The organism is Gluconobacter roseus NBRC 3990, assembly GCF_006538885.1.
GTDB lineage: Bacteria > Pseudomonadota > Alphaproteobacteria > Acetobacterales > Acetobacteraceae > Gluconobacter > Gluconobacter roseus.
In genome coordinates, this window is sequence record NZ_BJLY01000004.1 from 359,728 (window position 1) to 375,381 (window position 15,654).

The 15,654-nt window shown below is 60.9% G+C and carries 16 protein-coding genes; 4 read left to right on the forward strand and 12 right to left on the reverse strand.

What is annotated here, in order from left to right:
- Positions 1-90 precede the first annotated feature (90 nt).
- Positions 91-633: a thymidine kinase gene (locus GRO01_RS11710; protein ID WP_062509476.1), complete on the forward strand. Its 543-nt coding sequence runs from the start codon at positions 91-93 to the stop codon at positions 631-633.
- Between the two features lie 27 nt (positions 634-660).
- On the opposite strand, the gene GRO01_RS11715 is transcribed toward GRO01_RS11710, so the two are convergent.
- From GRO01_RS11715 to GRO01_RS11750, 8 genes are all read right to left on the reverse strand, one after another.
- On the reverse strand, positions 661-1,167 hold the full coding sequence (locus tag GRO01_RS11715; RefSeq protein WP_062509474.1) for an FKBP-type peptidyl-prolyl cis-trans isomerase: 507 nt from the start codon (positions 1,165-1,167) through the stop codon (positions 661-663).
- Between the two features lie 26 nt (positions 1,168-1,193).
- Positions 1,194-2,426, reverse strand: coding sequence for an argininosuccinate synthase (locus GRO01_RS11720; RefSeq protein WP_062509472.1), 1,233 nt, complete (start codon positions 2,424-2,426; stop codon positions 1,194-1,196).
- Positions 2,427-2,503: 77 nt separating this feature from the next.
- Complete coding sequence (gene rlmN, locus GRO01_RS11725) at positions 2,504-3,727, reverse strand: 23S rRNA (adenine(2503)-C(2))-methyltransferase RlmN (RefSeq protein ID WP_062509470.1); 1,224 nt, start codon at positions 3,725-3,727, stop codon at positions 2,504-2,506.
- A 67-nt stretch (positions 3,728-3,794) separates the two neighbouring features.
- Positions 3,795-4,556: a TlyA family RNA methyltransferase gene (locus GRO01_RS11730; RefSeq protein ID WP_062509468.1), complete on the reverse strand. Its 762-nt coding sequence runs from the start codon at positions 4,554-4,556 to the stop codon at positions 3,795-3,797.
- A 7-nt stretch (positions 4,557-4,563) separates the two neighbouring features.
- Positions 4,564-6,546, reverse strand: coding sequence for a 1-deoxy-D-xylulose-5-phosphate synthase (dxs, locus tag GRO01_RS11735; protein WP_062509467.1), 1,983 nt, complete (start codon positions 6,544-6,546; stop codon positions 4,564-4,566).
- A 4-nt stretch (positions 6,547-6,550) separates the two neighbouring features.
- Positions 6,551-7,456, reverse strand: coding sequence for a polyprenyl synthetase family protein (locus GRO01_RS11740; protein ID WP_062509466.1), 906 nt, complete (start codon positions 7,454-7,456; stop codon positions 6,551-6,553).
- On the reverse strand, positions 7,453-7,704 hold the full coding sequence (locus GRO01_RS11745; protein ID WP_062509464.1) for an exodeoxyribonuclease VII small subunit: 252 nt from the start codon (positions 7,702-7,704) through the stop codon (positions 7,453-7,455). Before GRO01_RS11745 ends, GRO01_RS11740 begins: the two co-directional genes overlap by 4 nt.
- Positions 7,705-7,801: 97 nt before the next feature.
- Positions 7,802-8,056 (reverse strand): sulfurtransferase TusA family protein, encoded by a 255-nt coding sequence (locus GRO01_RS11750; protein WP_062509462.1) that lies wholly within the window; start codon positions 8,054-8,056, stop codon positions 7,802-7,804.
- Between the two features lie 171 nt (positions 8,057-8,227).
- On the opposite strand from GRO01_RS11750, the gene GRO01_RS11755 reads away from it, so the two are divergent.
- Complete coding sequence (locus tag GRO01_RS11755; protein WP_062509460.1) at positions 8,228-8,572, forward strand: hypothetical protein; 345 nt, start codon at positions 8,228-8,230, stop codon at positions 8,570-8,572.
- Positions 8,573-8,581: 9 nt separating this feature from the next.
- Positions 8,582-9,061: a hypothetical protein gene (locus tag GRO01_RS11760; RefSeq protein ID WP_062509458.1), complete on the forward strand. Its 480-nt coding sequence runs from the start codon at positions 8,582-8,584 to the stop codon at positions 9,059-9,061.
- Positions 9,062-9,174: 113 nt separating this feature from the next.
- Here the strand turns inward: GRO01_RS11760 and GRO01_RS11765 are convergent, their stop codons facing one another.
- From GRO01_RS11765 to GRO01_RS11775, 3 genes are all read right to left on the reverse strand, one after another.
- Positions 9,175-9,963, reverse strand: coding sequence for a hypothetical protein (locus GRO01_RS11765; RefSeq protein ID WP_062509456.1), 789 nt, complete (start codon positions 9,961-9,963; stop codon positions 9,175-9,177).
- A 60-nt stretch (positions 9,964-10,023) separates the two neighbouring features.
- Positions 10,024-11,355, reverse strand: a complete 1,332-nt coding sequence (locus GRO01_RS11770; protein WP_062509814.1) for an NCS2 family permease — start codon at positions 11,353-11,355, stop codon at positions 10,024-10,026.
- A gap of 85 nt (positions 11,356-11,440) precedes the next feature.
- Complete coding sequence (locus GRO01_RS11775; protein ID WP_062509454.1) at positions 11,441-13,582, reverse strand: AsmA family protein; 2,142 nt, start codon at positions 13,580-13,582, stop codon at positions 11,441-11,443.
- 114 nt (positions 13,583-13,696) lie between these two features.
- Here GRO01_RS11775 and GRO01_RS11780 point away from each other — a divergent pair, with 114 nt between their 5' ends.
- Positions 13,697-14,260: a biliverdin-producing heme oxygenase gene (locus GRO01_RS11780; protein WP_062509452.1), complete on the forward strand. Its 564-nt coding sequence runs from the start codon at positions 13,697-13,699 to the stop codon at positions 14,258-14,260.
- Here the strand turns inward: GRO01_RS11780 and GRO01_RS11785 are convergent.
- Positions 14,245-15,651 carry a glycosyltransferase family 2 protein gene (locus GRO01_RS11785; protein ID WP_062509450.1) on the reverse strand — a complete coding sequence of 469 codons (1,407 nt, stop codon included), beginning with the start codon at positions 15,649-15,651 and terminating at the stop codon, positions 14,245-14,247. The genes GRO01_RS11780 and GRO01_RS11785 overlap by 16 nt on opposite strands.
- Between the last annotated feature and the right edge of the window lie 3 nt (positions 15,652-15,654).

Genomic DNA, 15,654 nt, shown 5'->3' on the forward strand with positions numbered 1-15,654 from the left:
TCGTTGTGGCATTTTCAGAGGCGTTTCAGCAAGGCCGGGCTTGGCAAAACACTCGGAATAGGGCTCATGGCGCTATCGGAAGGAGATCCCATGACCGTCAAAGGACGTCTTGTAGTGTATGTCGGGCCCATGTTTGCCGGCAAATCCGCGCATCTGATTGCTGCTGCAAAAAGGGAGACAGACGTTCTGGCGCTCAAGCCCGATTTTGATACACGCGATGGTTCCGAGCTTGTGAGTCGCGACGGGTCGCATCTGGCCGCTGTGTCTGCGAATGTCTGGCCCGCGGATGCCGACCGCTACGATCACATCGTGCTTGATGAAGGGCAGTTCTGGGTTTCGCCGCATTATAATGGCGATATTGTTCAGGACATCCTGCAGGCGCGTTTACGCGGCGCGCATGTAACGGTCGGTGGGCTGGATACCGACTACCGTCGTGTGCCGTTCGACGTCATGACGCGACTGATGGATGAAGCGGATGAAGTCATTGTCCTGAAGGCGCACTGTCACGTCTGCGGAGCGCCTGCGGCCTGGACCGCAAAAACCCATGAGACTGGTCATCTGCTCGAGACGGGCGATCAGGAGCTTTATGAAGCGCGCTGTGATGCGCATTGGACCCTTCCAGACAGACCCTGAGGTCTGAACCGGAAGGGCAGGCGGTTTTTACTGGCCGCCGCCACCGCCATTATTAACGCCCAGAAGACGGATCTTGAAGATCAGCGGGCTGTTGGGCGGGATGATGCCCATGGAACGCTTGCCGTAGCCGAGGTTCGGCGGAAGGTAGAGCATCCACTCATCGCCGACATGCATCATGGGCAGGGCTTCGAGCCAGCCCTGAACCAGACCGTCCAGCGGCATTTCCATATAGGCGCCATTTCCGTGCTGATCGGAACTGTCAAAGATGCCGCCATCCGGCAGGCGCCCCTCATAGATCACCATGATGGTGGAGCCGTGATGGGGGCTGTCACCATCCTTGGGGCCCGACTGGAGAACCTTGTAGGACAGGCCATCCGGCAGGGTCTTGATGCCCGGGGTCGCATGGATTTTCGCCATGAACTGTTCAGGCGTCAGGTCGGAATCATCCACCTGCTTGTGGCCACCCGCGCACCCTGTCAGGGCGAGAGCGCCGCACAGGGCGAAAGCGGACGTAAGACGGATCAGACTGGTCATGGTCCCCCGGGGAGTCAGTTGAGAAATCAGAGCGTGCCGCCGCGACGGCCGATCTGACCGCCGAGGCGCAGGCGCAGGGCGTTGAGCTTGATGAAGCCCTGGGCATCCTGCTGATTATAGGCGCCTTCGTCGTCCTCGAAAGTCACGACGCGGGTATCATACAGGCTGTTGGGACTTTCACGACCCACACAGGTCACATTGCCCTTGTACAGGCGCATGCGGACACGGCCGGTCACGGAATGCTGGCTGGTGTCGATGAGGGCCTGAAGCATCCGGCGCTCGGGCGAGAACCAGAAGCCGTTATAGATGATCTCGGCATAGCGCGGCATGATGCTGTCCTTGAGATGGGCAGCTTCGCGGTCGAGCGTGATGCTTTCGATGGAACGGTGCGCGGCCAGCAGGATCGTACCGCCCGGCGTTTCGTAGATGCCGCGGGACTTCATGCCCACGAAACGGTTCTCCACGATATCGAGACGGCCGATGCCGTTGTCACGGCCCAGTTCGTTCAGACGGGTCAGCAGGGTGGCCGGGGTCATCTCGACGCCGTTGATGGCTACCGGGTCACCGCTGACGAAATCAATGGTGATTTCGGTTGCGACGTCCGGAGCGGCTTCCGGCGAGATCGTACGCTGGAAGACGATTTCCTCAGCACCGATCGACGGATCTTCAAGCAGCTTGCCTTCGGAAGAGGAGTGCAGAAGGTTCGCGTCCACGGAGAAGGGGGCTTCGCCGCGCTTGTCCTTCGTGACGGGGATCTGGTTCTCTTCGGCAAAAGCGAGGAGCTTCGTGCGGGACGTCAGATCCCACTCGCGCCACGGTGCGATGACCTTCACGTCCGGCTTGAGCGAATAATAGCCGAGTTCGAAGCGGACCTGATCGTTGCCCTTGCCGGTTGCGCCATGAGCCACGGCGTCGGCGCCGACAGCTTCGGCGATCTCGATCTGGCGCTGTGCGATCAGCGGGCGGGCGATGGACGTACCCAGCAGGTACTGGCCTTCATAAAGCGTGTTGGCCCGGAACATCGGGAACACGAAATCCTTGACGAAGGTTTCGCGCAGATCTTCGACGAAGATCTCCTTGACGCCGAACATCTCGGCCTTCTTGCGGGCCGGTTCGAGCTCTTCGCCCTGGCCGAGATCGGCGGTGAAGGTGACGACCTCGCAGTTATAGGTCTTCTGGAGCCAGCGGAGGATAACCGAAGTGTCCAGGCCGCCAGAATAGGCGAGCACAACTTTCTTGACGTCCTGGTGGGCGCTCATAACTGCGTGGTCCTTGGTGTGTTTCGTTTGAGAAGCGTTTCTAGCATCTCGGGGAGAAGAGGGAAACCGGGCGAATGTCAGGCTTCCGGGGTGGCGGAGCGGCGCTGGCGCTCGCTTTCGGTCTTCAGCTGACCGCAGGCCGCGAGGATGTCCTGACCGCGTGGCGTGCGGATGGGAGAGGCGAAGCCGGCATCCATCACGATATTGGCGAATTTCGCGAGCTGCTGTCTGGTCGAGGGCTGGAAATCCGAGCCCGGCCAGGGGTTGAACGGGATCAGGTTCACCTTGGCCGGCAGGTCACGGATCAGCCGCACGAGTTCGCGGGCATCGGCTTCGCTGTCATTCACGCCGCGGAGCATGATGTATTCGAATGTGATGCGGCGGGAGTTGGATGCGGCCGGATAGCGGCGGCAGGCAGCGATCAGTTCTTCGATCGGGTATTTGCGGTTGAGCGGCACGATTTGGTCGCGCAGTTCGTTGGTGACGGCGTGCAGCGAAATCGCGAGATTGATGCCAAGCTCATCGCCGCAACGGTCCATCATCGGGACCACGCCGGACGTCGAGAGCGTGATGCGGCGGCGGGACAGGGCGATGCCTTCGCCGTCCATGATGATCCGCATGGCTTTGGCAACATTTTCGTAATTGTAGAGCGGCTCCCCCATACCCATCAGGACGATGGTGGACAGGTAGCGTGGCATGTCTGCGCTCGGGCTGGGCCATTCGCCGTAGCTGTCGCGGGCTGCCATGAACTGGCCGACGATCTCGGCCGGGCCGAGGTTGCGGACGAGCTTCTGCGTGCCGGTGTGACAGAAGGTGCAGGAGAGGGTGCAGCCGACCTGCGAGGAAATGCAGACGGCGCCGCGGTCTTCCCGGCGGTCCGGAATGTAGACGGTTTCGGCTTCCTGACCATCACGAAAGCGGAAGAGGAACTTGCGCGTCTCGTCCACGGAGGTCTGTTCGGTCGCGGTGGTGGGGCGGCTGACGACGAAATGCTCGGCCAGTTTGGCCTGCATGGGCTTGGCGATGGTCGTCATGGCCGAGAAATCGGTCGCGCCCTGATGGTAGATCCAGTGCCAGAGCTGCTTGGCCCGGAAGGGCTTTTCGCCGATTTCCGTCATGAGTACGGCCAGCTCTTCGCGTGACAGGCCCACCAGATCACGCCGCCCGTCTGCAAGGCGTGCCTCGGGCGGCGCGAACAGGGCGGATTTCGCATGGATGCGCTCGCGCTCGGCAGCGTTCAGGTCGTCAGAGGCGACGGAATTGATTCGGGGGCGGATATCGGGATGGATTACGGCTGTCATGGCGGCGGAGCCATAGCACGGGGAAGACCCGCAGTTCCAAAGGAAAAGCGCAGTCTTCCCCGTAAAACTATTCTGCCGCTGGCATGGTTGTGCTGGTCTTGCGGGCCGCGATCAGGAACTCGCGATTGCCTTCAGGACCGGTAATGGGGCTTGCCTCGATCCCTAGGACTTCCCAGCCGGGGAGAGCTGCGAACCATTCCCGGATTTCTTCACAGACACGGTCGTGGACGGCAGGATCCCGGACGACACCTTTTGCGCCGACTTCCCCGCGTCCGGCTTCGAACTGGGGCTTGATAAGCGCGACGGCCCAGGCGTCCGGCGTCGTAAGTTCAAGGGCGGCAGGCAGGACGGTGCGCAGGCCGATGAAGCTGGCATCGCAGACCACGATCCCGGCGGGTTCGGGGATCTGTTCGGCCGTCAGGGCACGGGCGTTCGTCTTTTCCAGGACGACGACGCGTTCGTCCGAGCGGATTTTCCAGGCAAGTTGGCCATGCCCGACATCCACGGCATAGACCTTTTCGGCCCCATGGGTCAGCAGGACATCCGTGAAACCGCCGGTTGAGGCGCCGACATCGATGGCGATGCGGTCTTTCGGGTCCAGCCCGAAATGTTCGATGGCGTGGATCAGCTTCAGGCCGCCACGTGACACCCAGGGATGATCCTGCCCTTTGAGGGCGAGGGGCGCGTCTTCGGGGAGCTGGTCGCCGGCCTTCGCGATCCGGCGGTCACTCGTATAGACGAGGCCCGCCATGATCAGGGCCTGCGCCCGTGTCCGGCTTTCGACCAGCCCCCGGTCAACGAGGAGCTGGTCGGCGCGGCGTTTGGCCATCAGTCGTTCAGGCGGACTGCTGGGCGACTTCGACGCCAAGGGCGTCTGCCGCAGTGCGTACGATATGCGGTGCGGTCAGGCCTGCGTCTTCGTACTGGGCGTCCTGCGTGTTGTGATCGATGTAGCGATCCGGCAGAGCCATCGGACGGAACTTCACCTTGTCCAGCAGGCCGGTCTCGGCGAGGTGCTGAACGACGAGGCTGCTGAAGCCGCCAATGGCGCCTTCTTCCAACGTGATGAAGACTTCGTGCTGGCGCGCGAGGTCCTCGGCGAGTGCCTTGTCGATCGGCTTGGCGAAGCGGGCATCGGCAACCGTGACAGGAACACCCTGTGCGGCAAGCTGATCGGCTGCGCGCAGGGAGTCGTGCATGCGGGGACCAAGCGACAGGATGGCAACGCCACCGCGGGCATTCGGCGCACGGCGTGCTTCGCGCACGATGCGGCCCTTGCCGATTTCCAGAACTTCGCCCTTTTCCGGGAGATCCAGACCAATGCCGCTGCCACGCGGATAGCGGAAGGCGATCGGGCCGGCATCGTACTCGCAGGCCGTGGCCGTTGCGTGGAGCAGTTCGACTTCGTCGGACGGCGCCATGACCACCATGTTCGGCAGGCAGCACAGATAGTTCAGGTCAAAGGCACCGGCATGGGTGGCGCCATCGGCACCGACCAGACCTGCGCGGTCAATGGCGAAGCGGACCGGCAGGTTCTGCAGGGCGACGTCATGCACGACCTGATCGTAGGCGCGCTGCAGGAAGGTTGAATAGATCGCGCAGAACGGGCGCAGACCTTCGGACGCGATACCGGCAGCAAAGGTAACGGCGTGCTGCTCGGCAATGCCGACGTCGAAGAAACGGTCCGGATAGGCCTTGGCGAAAGCGCTCAGGCCCGTGCCGGACGGCATGGCAGCCGTGATGGTAATCAGCTTGTCGTCGGTCTTGGCGCGACGCATGAGTTCGCGGCTGAAGATGGACGTGTAGCTCGGCGGACCGGCCGGGGCCTTCTTCTGCTCGCCCGTAACCACGTTGAACTTGCTGACGGCGTGGTACTTGTCACCGGCGGCTTCGGCGGGTTTGTAGCCGCGGCCTTTCTCGGTGATGATGTGCAGCAGGATCGGACCCTGATCGTCGGCATCGCGCAGATTGCGCAGGATTGGCACGAGCTGGCTCATGTCATGGCCGTTGACCGGGCCGACATAGTAGAAGCCGAGTTCTTCGAACAGCGTGCCGCCCGTGATCATGCCGCGGGCATATTCCTCGGCGCGCTTGGCGGTGCGTTCGATCTTGCCCGGAAGACGCTTGGCGACCTTGCCGGCGAGATCGCGCAGGCTGAAGAACTGGCGCGAGGACATGAGGCGGGACAGGTAGTCCGACATCGAGCCGACGGGCGGGGCGATCGACATCTCGTTGTCGTTCAGCACCACGATCAGGCGGTTCGCACCGGGGCCTGCGACAGCCGCGTTGTTCATGGCTTCATAGGCCATGCCAGCGGAAATCGAGCCGTCACCGATCACGGCGATGACGTTGCGTTCGTGATAGCTCGGGTCTTCTTCCGCGCGCAGGTGGTGCGCCACGGCCATGCCGAGGCCGGCCGAAATCGACGTGGAGGAATGAGCGGCGCCGAACGGGTCGTATTCGCTTTCTGCGCGGCGGGTGAAGCCGGACAGGCCTTCGGGCTGGCGCAGGGTGCGGATGCGGTCGCGGCGGCCCGTCAGGATCTTGTGCGGATAGGCCTGGTGGCCGACGTCCCAGATGATGCGGTCGTCTGGCGTGTTGAAGACGGCGTGCAGGGCAACGGTCAGTTCGACCACGCCGAGGGACGCGCCGAGATGGCCGCCCGTGGTGGAGACGGCATCAACGGTTTCTGAGCGCAATTCGTCGGCAAGCTGCTTGAGCTGGTCGACGGACAGGTTCCGCATGTCGGCAGGGAAGCGGACGCGATCCAGCTCCGGATAGCGGCCATAGGTGGGAATCGTGGAGGACTTCTTGCTCATGGGATCAGTTCCTGCGCTCGACGACATAATCTGCCAGAGCCCTGAGGGCGTCGGCCTGTGCACCGAAAGATGAAAGGGCCTCCCGGGCCCGGTCGCTCAGGCGACGGGCTTCGGCGCGGGCACCGTCAATGCCAAGCAGGGAGACATAGGTTGATTTGCCGCTGGCTTCGTCCTTGCCTGCGGTTTTGCCGAGTTCCTCGGCGGTTGCTGTGGAGTCCAGAACGTCGTCCGCAACCTGGAAGGCGGTCCCGAGATCGCGGCCATAGGCAACGATGGCAGCGCGGCGGGCGTCGTCCACATCGGCGAGAATGGCGCCAGACTCGGCGGCATAGCGGATGAGGGCGCCGGTCTTCAGGGCGTGCAGACGACGAACCTGGTCCAGCGGGAGGGCGCGGCCTTCGCCGCGGATATCAATAACCTGACCGCCGACCATGCCGGCCGATCCGGATGCCTGTGCAAGCGCAAGCGCCAGATTGGCGCGGACGGACGCGTTGGGGCTGGTTTCGGGCTCGACGAGAATTTCGAAGGCGCGGGTCTGAAGGGCGTCACCGGCCAGAATCGCGATGGCTTCGTCAAACTGCTTGTGCGTAGACGGCTGGCCACGTCGCAGATCGTCATCATCCATGGACGGCAGATCGTCATGCACCAGCGAATAGGCGTGAAGCAGTTCAACCGATGCGGCGACACGCAGGGCGGCCTTGCGGTCTGCGCCGAACAGCGTTGCCACTTCGACAGCCAGGAAGCCGCGCAGACGCTTGCCGCCGCCGAGGGCTGCGTAGCGCATGGCTTCAATAAGAACGGACTCGTCTCCCGGCACCATGGGCAGCAGGGTGTCGATCGTGTTTTCGATCTCGGAACAGGCGCGGGCAAGCGCGTCCTTCAGGGAAACAGACGTGGTAGGGGCATTCATCGGCCGGAGTCTCCGGTATCGGCAAGAGGCTCCGTGCCTGTCGTGCCGTCATCGTTCTGCACGATGGCGCGGACACGCATCTCGGCCTCTCCCAGCTTCGCATCACAGTGCCTGCGCAGGGCGGCGCCGCGTTCATAGGCGGAAATAGCGTCCTCGAGCTTCATCTGGCCGCCTTCAAGGCCGCGGACGATCCGCTCCAGTTCGGAGAGGGCATCCTCGAAAGACATGGCATCAATGGGTTCGGGCATGAAAAGCCTCAAGGCACACTTTGGAACAAGGTAGCGAGGGGATTACAGGCAGAAGACAGGTTTTGCCAGCCCCGAGCATGGGAACGCTGGAGTTTCTTCAGGACGGTGACGTTTCTGCACGTCGTCGGATCATGAAGGAAAGCACGCCTGCGGTGTCCGTGAACGCGATGAGTGCATGGCCGGTTTCGCGGCAGTAAGACTGGAAATCCGCCACGGAAGCGCGGTCTGTTGCCAGGATGCGCAGCTTCGCACCCGGTGGCATGTCCCGAAGCGCACGATTGGCTTTGAGAACGGGCATGGGGCAGGCCAGTCCACGCAGATCAAGAAGTGTTTCTGTCGGAGGAGCGCTCATGGGTTTTCAGTATGCGCCCATCTGCAGAGGTGGCCAAGCCGGGTTTTCCGACATCGGGCAGTGGATTTCAGGTTTTCGTTGATAAACCATGAGTTTATTTCTATATTAATGGCTCAATGCCACAAAAAGCGTTCCCCTTGGGGAGCGCTTTTTTTTATTTGGGGGAACGGCATGGCGGAGATGGAAGGTCTGACTGTCAGTCAGATCGATGGAAATGAGAGACGCGCTTATACGCTGCGGATGCTTGAGGACCGGGTGCTGCGGCTGGAGACCATCGCGGGGGGGTTGTCGGATCGATATGAGGAACTGCGTACCGAGATGCGGCAGGAAATCTCATCGCTCCGGGATCAGATGAAACTTCTGGAGACGAAGGTTGATGAGGGGAATCGCGTCGTCAACGGGAAGCTGGATCGCCTGATTGGAGGGCGGGCGGTCATTACGGGGATCATCACGCTGGCAACATCCATTCTTGGGACGGGCATGGTGCATTTTGCCCTGTCCCTGAGCACGAGGTGAGGGGGCAGCATGAGCGGAATTGATGCGGGCCAGCTCAAGCATCTGGTTGTCGCGCCCGCACTTGCGGCGCTGGGACTTGGTGGAGACGTTGCGGTCAATCTGGTGACGGGCACGGCTTTGGCGGAAAGTCGGGGGACTTATGTGAGGCAGATCGGTGGGGGGCCGGCTCTGGGGCTGTGGCAGATGGAGCCTGCAACCCATGACGACTGCTGGGTCAATTTTCTGTGTTACCCGGTCGGGAAACGGTTTGAGCGGGTTCTGGAGGGGATGCTTTCACAGGATCTGCCCCGCAGCGCGCAACTGGTTTCAAATCTGAGATATGCGTCCGCGATGGCCCGTATCCGGTATTACCGGGTCAAGGCGTCCTTGCCGGCGACGAGCGATCCGGCTGCTCTCAGCTATTTTCACAAGCAGTATTACAACACGGCTGCGGGTGCGGCGGACCCGGTGAGTAATATCTCGTATTTCCGGCAGGCGGTCATGGTCTGAATGGGGGAGCGGTGTCGGGGAATGTATGCATCACGCTCCCGACACCGCAAGGGAGCTTAAACCGTCTTATTATGACGGAATAGTGGCAAGTAGCGTCCTGCGGAATAATCGCTTCATACAGGCAACGCTGACAGCGGCAAGGTTCGTGCGGACAGATCACCCTTGAATGTCGTGCTTCCGGTGTGGGTGAGAGACAGGCCCTTATGCAGGGATACGGTGCCACCAATATTGATCCAGCGGCGGCAGAAGGCAAAATCCTCCGAAAGATAGGTTCGGGTTTCCGGGTCGATCAGGCAGTCAAACAGGGCGTAGGCGTCTGAAGACGGCGTGTTCGGAGTTTTGCCCTCAGTCTGGGCGTCGATACGGCTGTACCGGGTTTCTGGATAATGGGCGATCATGTCGAGAACCATCTGGCGGGTCATGAGCATGAAGCCGGTGCCAATATAGGAGAGGGTCGCGATCTCGCCGGAAGTATTGCCATCGTGCAGTGCGGCGCAGTCTCCGACATAGCGCAGACTGGCCGTGGAAGCGGATTCTCCGGCTGCGATGAAACGGTCTGTATTCTGGTCCCAGTAATGGGATTTGAGGGGGTAGGCGCCACCGATCAGGGGGCGGTCTGCATCCAGAAGGGCGAGAATATCGGTGATTGAAAAACCGATATCGCTGTCGATGAAAAGAAGATGGGTCGCATCGGTCATGGTTACGAACTGATGCAGCAGTGTGTTGCGTGCCCGCGTGATGAGGGCATCACTTCCGATCGTGGAAAGCGTGAGTTGAAGAGCGTGGGCCGGTGCCGCTGCCATGCAGCCGATGATGGACTGCATGTAGTCCAGCGTGACGGTGCCCCCGAAACAGGGTGTGGCGATGAAGACGTGGCGCGGTTGGGCAGGGCAGGAAGTCATATGAGGCATCCTGCCCGGAAGCCATGAAAAAAGGATTAAAACCTGCGACGGGAAAAGTCTTCAGGCCCCCATATGTGCCTGAAGGAGCATGTAAAAGACGAAGGCGGCATCCAGACCGAGAACGATCGGCGTCAGACGCTGGAACTGACGTGTCGCGATTGCAAGCGCCGTGTAGATCAGCAGGCCGCAGGAAAGGCTGAGCATGAAATTGCCAGTGACGCCGGCGATGAGCAGCATTGTTAGCGGCGGAATGGCTTCGGATGGTGTTTCAGCCACACGGCTGAGGCTGCCCAGCATGTTCAGACCAACGAGAATAAGCACGGGGGCTGTGGCAATGGCCGGAATGGCGGTGATGAGCGGCCAGAAGACCGAGGACAGGGCGAACAGGACGGCGACGACCAGTGCGCTCAGACCTGTACGGCCGCCGGCTTCGACGCCTGCAAGGCTCTCGACATAGGCGGAGACGGTGCAGGTTCCGAGCGAGGCGCCAATGATGCTCGCGGCACCATCAGAGCCGAAGGCGCGATGATCGAGAGCGGGTTTCTCGACCGTTCCGTCCAGACCGGCGCGGTGGGCGACGCTCATCATGGTCGCGGTTGCGTCGAAGAAATCACTCAGCAGGAAGTACAGGGTGATGGGGACGAGCAGTCCGAGATGGGAAAAATATTCGTGGAAATCGAAGGGCAGGAAGAGGTTGGTCGGGTAGTGCGGCCAGTCCAGAAGCTGTGCCGGCAGATGCGTGATTGGGCCGGAAGGCGTCTGGATGAAGAGTCCGGCAATAGTGATTGCCAGAATGGCGATGAGCAGACCTGCCGGAACGCGCAGCACCACGAGGATGGCGCTCAGGACGACACCTGCCATGCTGAGCAGAACGGACGGGTTGCTCAGGGCGCCGAAGGTCAGGCCTTCGGATGAGGGAACGGCGATCCCGCCTGTTGTCAGTCCGATCCGGGCAATGAAGGCACCGAGGGCGATCTGGATGCCGAGGACGATTGAAGGCGGGAAGCCGCGGATGATGCGCTGGCGGATCTGGCTGAGGGAAAGGGCCGTGAAGCAGAGTCCGCTGAACAGAACGACCGTGAAGGCCGTGCGCGGGCTGACATGGGCCTGCTGGACGACGACCTGCGCAAACAGGACGTTGCTGCTCATGGCCGGAGCCAGGGCGATGGGAAGTCTGGCCCAGAGCGCCATGAGCAATGTGCCGGCAACGGCGCCCGCGATCGTGGTCATGACCATGTCATGGCGATCCAGACCCGCAGCCGAGAGAATGGCGGGATTGACGGCCACGATATAGGCCATGGCCCCGAAAACCGTCAGTCCGGCAATGATCTCACGCGGGATCGTTGAACCGCGGGCCGTGACATGAAACCAGCGGTCGAGTCTGGATAGCAGCAAGCGGGCACTCCGGAGGCAGGGGGGATCTGGGCCCAGCTATAGTCAAAAAACTTTCCCCTGCCACGGTCCGGAGCGTATCTTTTCATTTCGGGTTCGATTTTTTCTCCCAGGCCTTGCGGACTTCTGCCGGGCTGAGGTGGCGATGGCTTGTTTTTGCATGAGTTCCACTTTTGGCCTGCGCAGGGTGCGGAACGCTGCTGGGGCCGGAGCCGGTCGTCCGGCCGGGAGCAATTCCGGCGGCCGGGTGTTCGTTGGCTTCCAGAATGGCCTTCTCACAGGCCGATCCCTTGCCGACACCGAGCTGGATGGTCGGGATAAGGGCAGCAGGCGGGAAGACGATCCCGAGGCCTACGGATGCGGCGACCCGGCCAAGCAGTTCTGCGCCGGGCATGATCGTCGGGCTTTTCATGGAACCGAAGATGTGAACCGCGCCGGGCAGGGACAGGATCTGTGGGCCGATCGAGCGCGTCGTGACGGCGTAGTCGAGGGTGTCCTTATGGAAATTAACGGTCCCGGTGCCCATCGTGCGCGTGGTGCCAGTCTGCAGAAGCATCGAATTGGTATGCACGATGCCGTCTTTCAGCGGCAGGTCTGCTACAAGACATTGCAGTTTCGAGCGATCGGGGATGCCTAGTGCGGACAGGACGGCCGAGCCGAGTTTAAGGCCCAGAAGATCGGGAAGAAGGGCTGTGACATCGCCGCCGCGATCCAGAACCAGAGTGGTGCCGCCATCGCCGTTTTCGACCAGGGTTGCGACCGAGTTACCGGTTGAGGTGAGGGTAACATGACCGCCGATGGTGCCGTCGCCCTGGAACATGTCCTTTGACGTCATGATGCGCGAGAGCGGCAGTCGGGAGACGTCCAGGCGGAAATGGGTGTGGAACTGTTCATCCTTTGTGGGATTGAGCGTGGCATTTGCTGAGATGGTGCCTGTCCCCGTGGCGAAGGTCAGGTGCTTGAGGTCAATCGCACCGTCCCGGACTTCCAGCTCGGTATCAATATTATCTAGTGGCCAGTTCTTATTGCGGATGTGATCGCCGTGATAAGTCAGGTGCGCGTTGGCGGCATTAAGCTTGGGGACATTGATTTTTTTGTCCGGAAGCACGCGTGCGCTGGCTGGTTCGGCTTTCTTGCCTTCGCCGGGCTGGGCGCCGATGAAGCCGCCTAGATCCGCAAGATCGACTGAATGAGAATGAAGGACTGATTCTATGAAAATCGGCTTCTGATGCGGGTCGACATTGATATCTCCTCCAATATCCGAAGATCCCATGTGACCTTCGAATTTCTGGAAGCGGATCGCACGGTCCGAATAGGCCAGATTGCCTGTGACGCTGTAAGGCGGCGTCTGGGGAATGGGGACACCTGTGAGCGGGTACAGGAGCGACATGTCCGGTCCTGCGAAGTGCAGGGCAAGATTGGTGCCCTGAAAGTGGATCGGGTCATCGACCGTGCCGCGAAGCGTGACATAGGTCGGCCCGTTGGCGAGGCGTCCGTCGATCGGATAGGGGTGTGTGGCGTCCGTCAGGCCGAGAAGAGCGCCGCCGACAATGTGGCCCGTGATGGGAGCCTGCGCATAACGTCCCTTGAGGTCGATCACGAGATGTCCGTCATCGCCGTCTTTCGGGTCTTCAGTGTGAATCAGGACATGCATGTCCGTTTTCAGCTTTGCCAGCGCCAGACGGATATCGCCGTCATTGATCTCGATTTTGCCTAGTTTGGGCAGGGTTGTCGTTGAGGACGATGATGTCTGGCTGGATGCGTCTGACGATGATGTGAACGTGTAGTTATTTGTCCCGTTGAGCAGGGAGACGATGTCGCCTTTGGGCGCGTCGGCGCGGATGAGCGGCAGGGACAGACCTCCACCCGTCAGATAGCGCCAGACATCGGCTGTGACTGTGATGGCATGGGCGGACGCGAAATCGTCCTTTTCTTTTTCGAAGCCTTCGGGTTGACCGATTTTCAGGTCGTCCACGGTCACCGTTGTCTTGAAGCCCAGGCGGACATGCAAATGAGCAATGCTGACCGGGCGATGCAGGGCTGCGGTCGCCTTTCGATCGATATAGGGAACGAACCAGTCCCATTGCCACACCAGGATCAGAATGATGATGGCAGCAGCCAGTGCTCCCAGCACGCCTCCGACAGTTTTCAGGACCAGATGTCGTCTGCCCGGTCTGGGAGAACGCGTGTCTGATGGGGAGGGCTGCCGGGGTGGGGTGCTGCTCAACGGGGTGTTCTCCGAAATCCGGGGGCGTGACAGACAGGATCTGGTTATTGCAAGTCACTCTAATTACGGACAGAACCGGCAACGGTTTCACAACGCACGGGAAGATCGGCAGGAATGGAAACAGCAGGACGTGCGGATGAGCGGAAGAATTCCGGTCTGGAGGAGCTGCGGCGTGTCAGCCGGAAAGCTCATGACGCTGTTGATGAGGCTTTTTCGCGTTTTGAACTTACGGACCGGAAATCCTACGGCGCCTTTCTAACGGCACATGCCCGCGCGCTTGTCGTCACGGAGGCCTATCTAGGCCGGTATTCCGCATCGGTGCCGCCGTGGCGCCCGCGGGCAGAGCTGTTGAAACAGGATCTGCGCGACATGGGACTCCCGATGCCCGTCAGTCAGCGGCACGTGCTGTCCGACTGCTCGGGTACGGCATTTGGAGTCCTGTATGTTCTCGAGGGCTCGCGACTTGGCGGGCGGATCCTGTCAGGGCGTGTGGGCGAAGGATTGCCGAGGGCCTATCTGTCGGCCGTGCATCAGAAGGGCGAATGGTCCGCGTTTCTGGAGCGGCTTGGGCAGTTTCTGGACGAAAGCCCTGTAGCGCGAAGACAGGCCGTGACCGATGGTGCTGTCGCGGCGTTTGCCCTGTTCCGTGACAGCGCGCTGCTTCAGTTCAGCGACTGAGGGGCAGGCAGGATGCTGCGCGGCACGAGACCCGGAAAGGTTTGCACAAGGCGCTGGGCCTCCGCAGATGGCAGCATGGCGATCGCGCAGCCCAGAGCGCTGGCATCCGGGGCCGGAAGCCGGTCGAGCCCGCGCAGCAGTCCAGCCAGCGTATGGCCTTCCGCCGTCAGAACCATGAAGTGTGTCATCCGGCTATAAAGCGCCATGGTCGAGTCAATGGTGGTCAGGGCGTGATCGGGAAGAGCGATGTGAATCTCTGCGTCAGTGACAGGTGACAGGATTCGGTTTTCCGCGATCATGACTTTCAGTGGGATCAACGGCAGAAGTGTTGGCGAGCCAGCTACGGAAAGATGACGTCCAAGGACGGGATTTTCCGCGAAAAGGCAGGCATGCCAGATATCGGAATCGGAGACTTCAAGCGCCATAACAAGCGGATTATAACGGCCGAAATTCGTATCTCCGGGACCGACAGATACGAATGAACCGGTCTGCATATCCAGCATCAGCCGCTTTTCCGGACCCAGCATGCAGAAACGGAACTGGGGTGGCGCCCGGTCAGATGATGGAACGGAAAGCTGGGCCGGGGTCAGCCCGAGTCCTTGAAGGACAGACTTGTCTGCATGCGTCATGGCGGATTTGAGACGCCAGTAGAGATCCGTCAGCGAGGCCTGAACGATGGATGATGCGATCCGGCGGCTTTCAGGAAGCCAGCGGCTGGCCCGGGTATATTCTGCATCGTTGCGATCGAAGTGCTGCCAGGCCTTTTCCGGTGTGGCGCTCGCATTGCGCCTGAGAAAACTTGCATGGTCACCGGCTGCAAAATGCAGGATGCGACTTTCGGCCCAGCTGGCATTTCGCTCAAGCGCGGAAAACGGGTCGGGCAGTTCGTTACCAATCTGGCGCGGCTGGACAAAATGTCGGACGACACGATGGTCGGGCAGGCTCAGCAGGCCGTGGTGAGTAAAGATCTCGACCGGGGAAAACGGCGAGGGCGCCTGATGTCCCGAAGAACCGAACAGACACCAGTTGACCGGGAACGTTGGGGTTGTGATGCCAGCTGTAAATTCAGCGACGGATCCGGCATTTTCGAAATGCAGATATTCATCTGCTGCCAGGATCATCATCCAGTCGAATTCGCTCTTTCCCTGTTCCAGAGCCTGTTTGTGAAAGCGGGTCTGGCGGTCCAGTCTTGCCGGTAGTGACATATCGGATGACTGGACGCGGATGTCGTAAAGCGTGGCCGCGTTGGAGAGAACCGCGCCGGTTCCATCTGTCGAATGATCATCACAGACGATCAGCGTTGAAAAACCGATGGTCGCATGATGCGCGAGCCACCATCCGATCGTGTCGACTTCATTGTGAACGAACAGGATGGCGGCGCTTTTCGACATAAG

Coding starts and splice junctions, on each gene's coding strand:
- GRO01_RS11710 (WP_062509476.1), top strand. CDS start 91: ATGACCGTCAAAGGACGTCTTGTAGTGTATGTCGGGCCCATGTTTGCC.
- GRO01_RS11715 (WP_062509474.1), bottom strand. CDS start 1,167: ATGACCAGTCTGATCCGTCTTACGTCCGCTTTCGCCCTGTGCGGCGCT.
- GRO01_RS11720 (WP_062509472.1), bottom strand. CDS start 2,426: ATGAGCGCCCACCAGGACGTCAAGAAAGTTGTGCTCGCCTATTCTGGC.
- rlmN (WP_062509470.1), bottom strand. CDS start 3,727: ATGACAGCCGTAATCCATCCCGATATCCGCCCCCGAATCAATTCCGTC.
- GRO01_RS11730 (WP_062509468.1), bottom strand. CDS start 4,556: ATGGCCAAACGCCGCGCCGACCAGCTCCTCGTTGACCGGGGGCTGGTC.
- dxs (WP_062509467.1), bottom strand. CDS start 6,546: ATGAGCAAGAAGTCCTCCACGATTCCCACCTATGGCCGCTATCCGGAG.
- GRO01_RS11740 (WP_062509466.1), bottom strand. CDS start 7,456: ATGAATGCCCCTACCACGTCTGTTTCCCTGAAGGACGCGCTTGCCCGC.
- GRO01_RS11745 (WP_062509464.1), bottom strand. CDS start 7,704: ATGCCCGAACCCATTGATGCCATGTCTTTCGAGGATGCCCTCTCCGAA.
- GRO01_RS11750 (WP_062509462.1), bottom strand. CDS start 8,056: ATGAGCGCTCCTCCGACAGAAACACTTCTTGATCTGCGTGGACTGGCC.
- GRO01_RS11755 (WP_062509460.1), top strand. CDS start 8,228: ATGGCGGAGATGGAAGGTCTGACTGTCAGTCAGATCGATGGAAATGAG.
- GRO01_RS11760 (WP_062509458.1), top strand. CDS start 8,582: ATGAGCGGAATTGATGCGGGCCAGCTCAAGCATCTGGTTGTCGCGCCC.
- GRO01_RS11765 (WP_062509456.1), bottom strand. CDS start 9,963: ATGACTTCCTGCCCTGCCCAACCGCGCCACGTCTTCATCGCCACACCC.
- GRO01_RS11780 (WP_062509452.1), top strand. CDS start 13,697: ATGGAAACAGCAGGACGTGCGGATGAGCGGAAGAATTCCGGTCTGGAG.
- GRO01_RS11785 (WP_062509450.1), bottom strand. CDS start 15,651: ATGTCGAAAAGCGCCGCCATCCTGTTCGTTCACAATGAAGTCGACACG.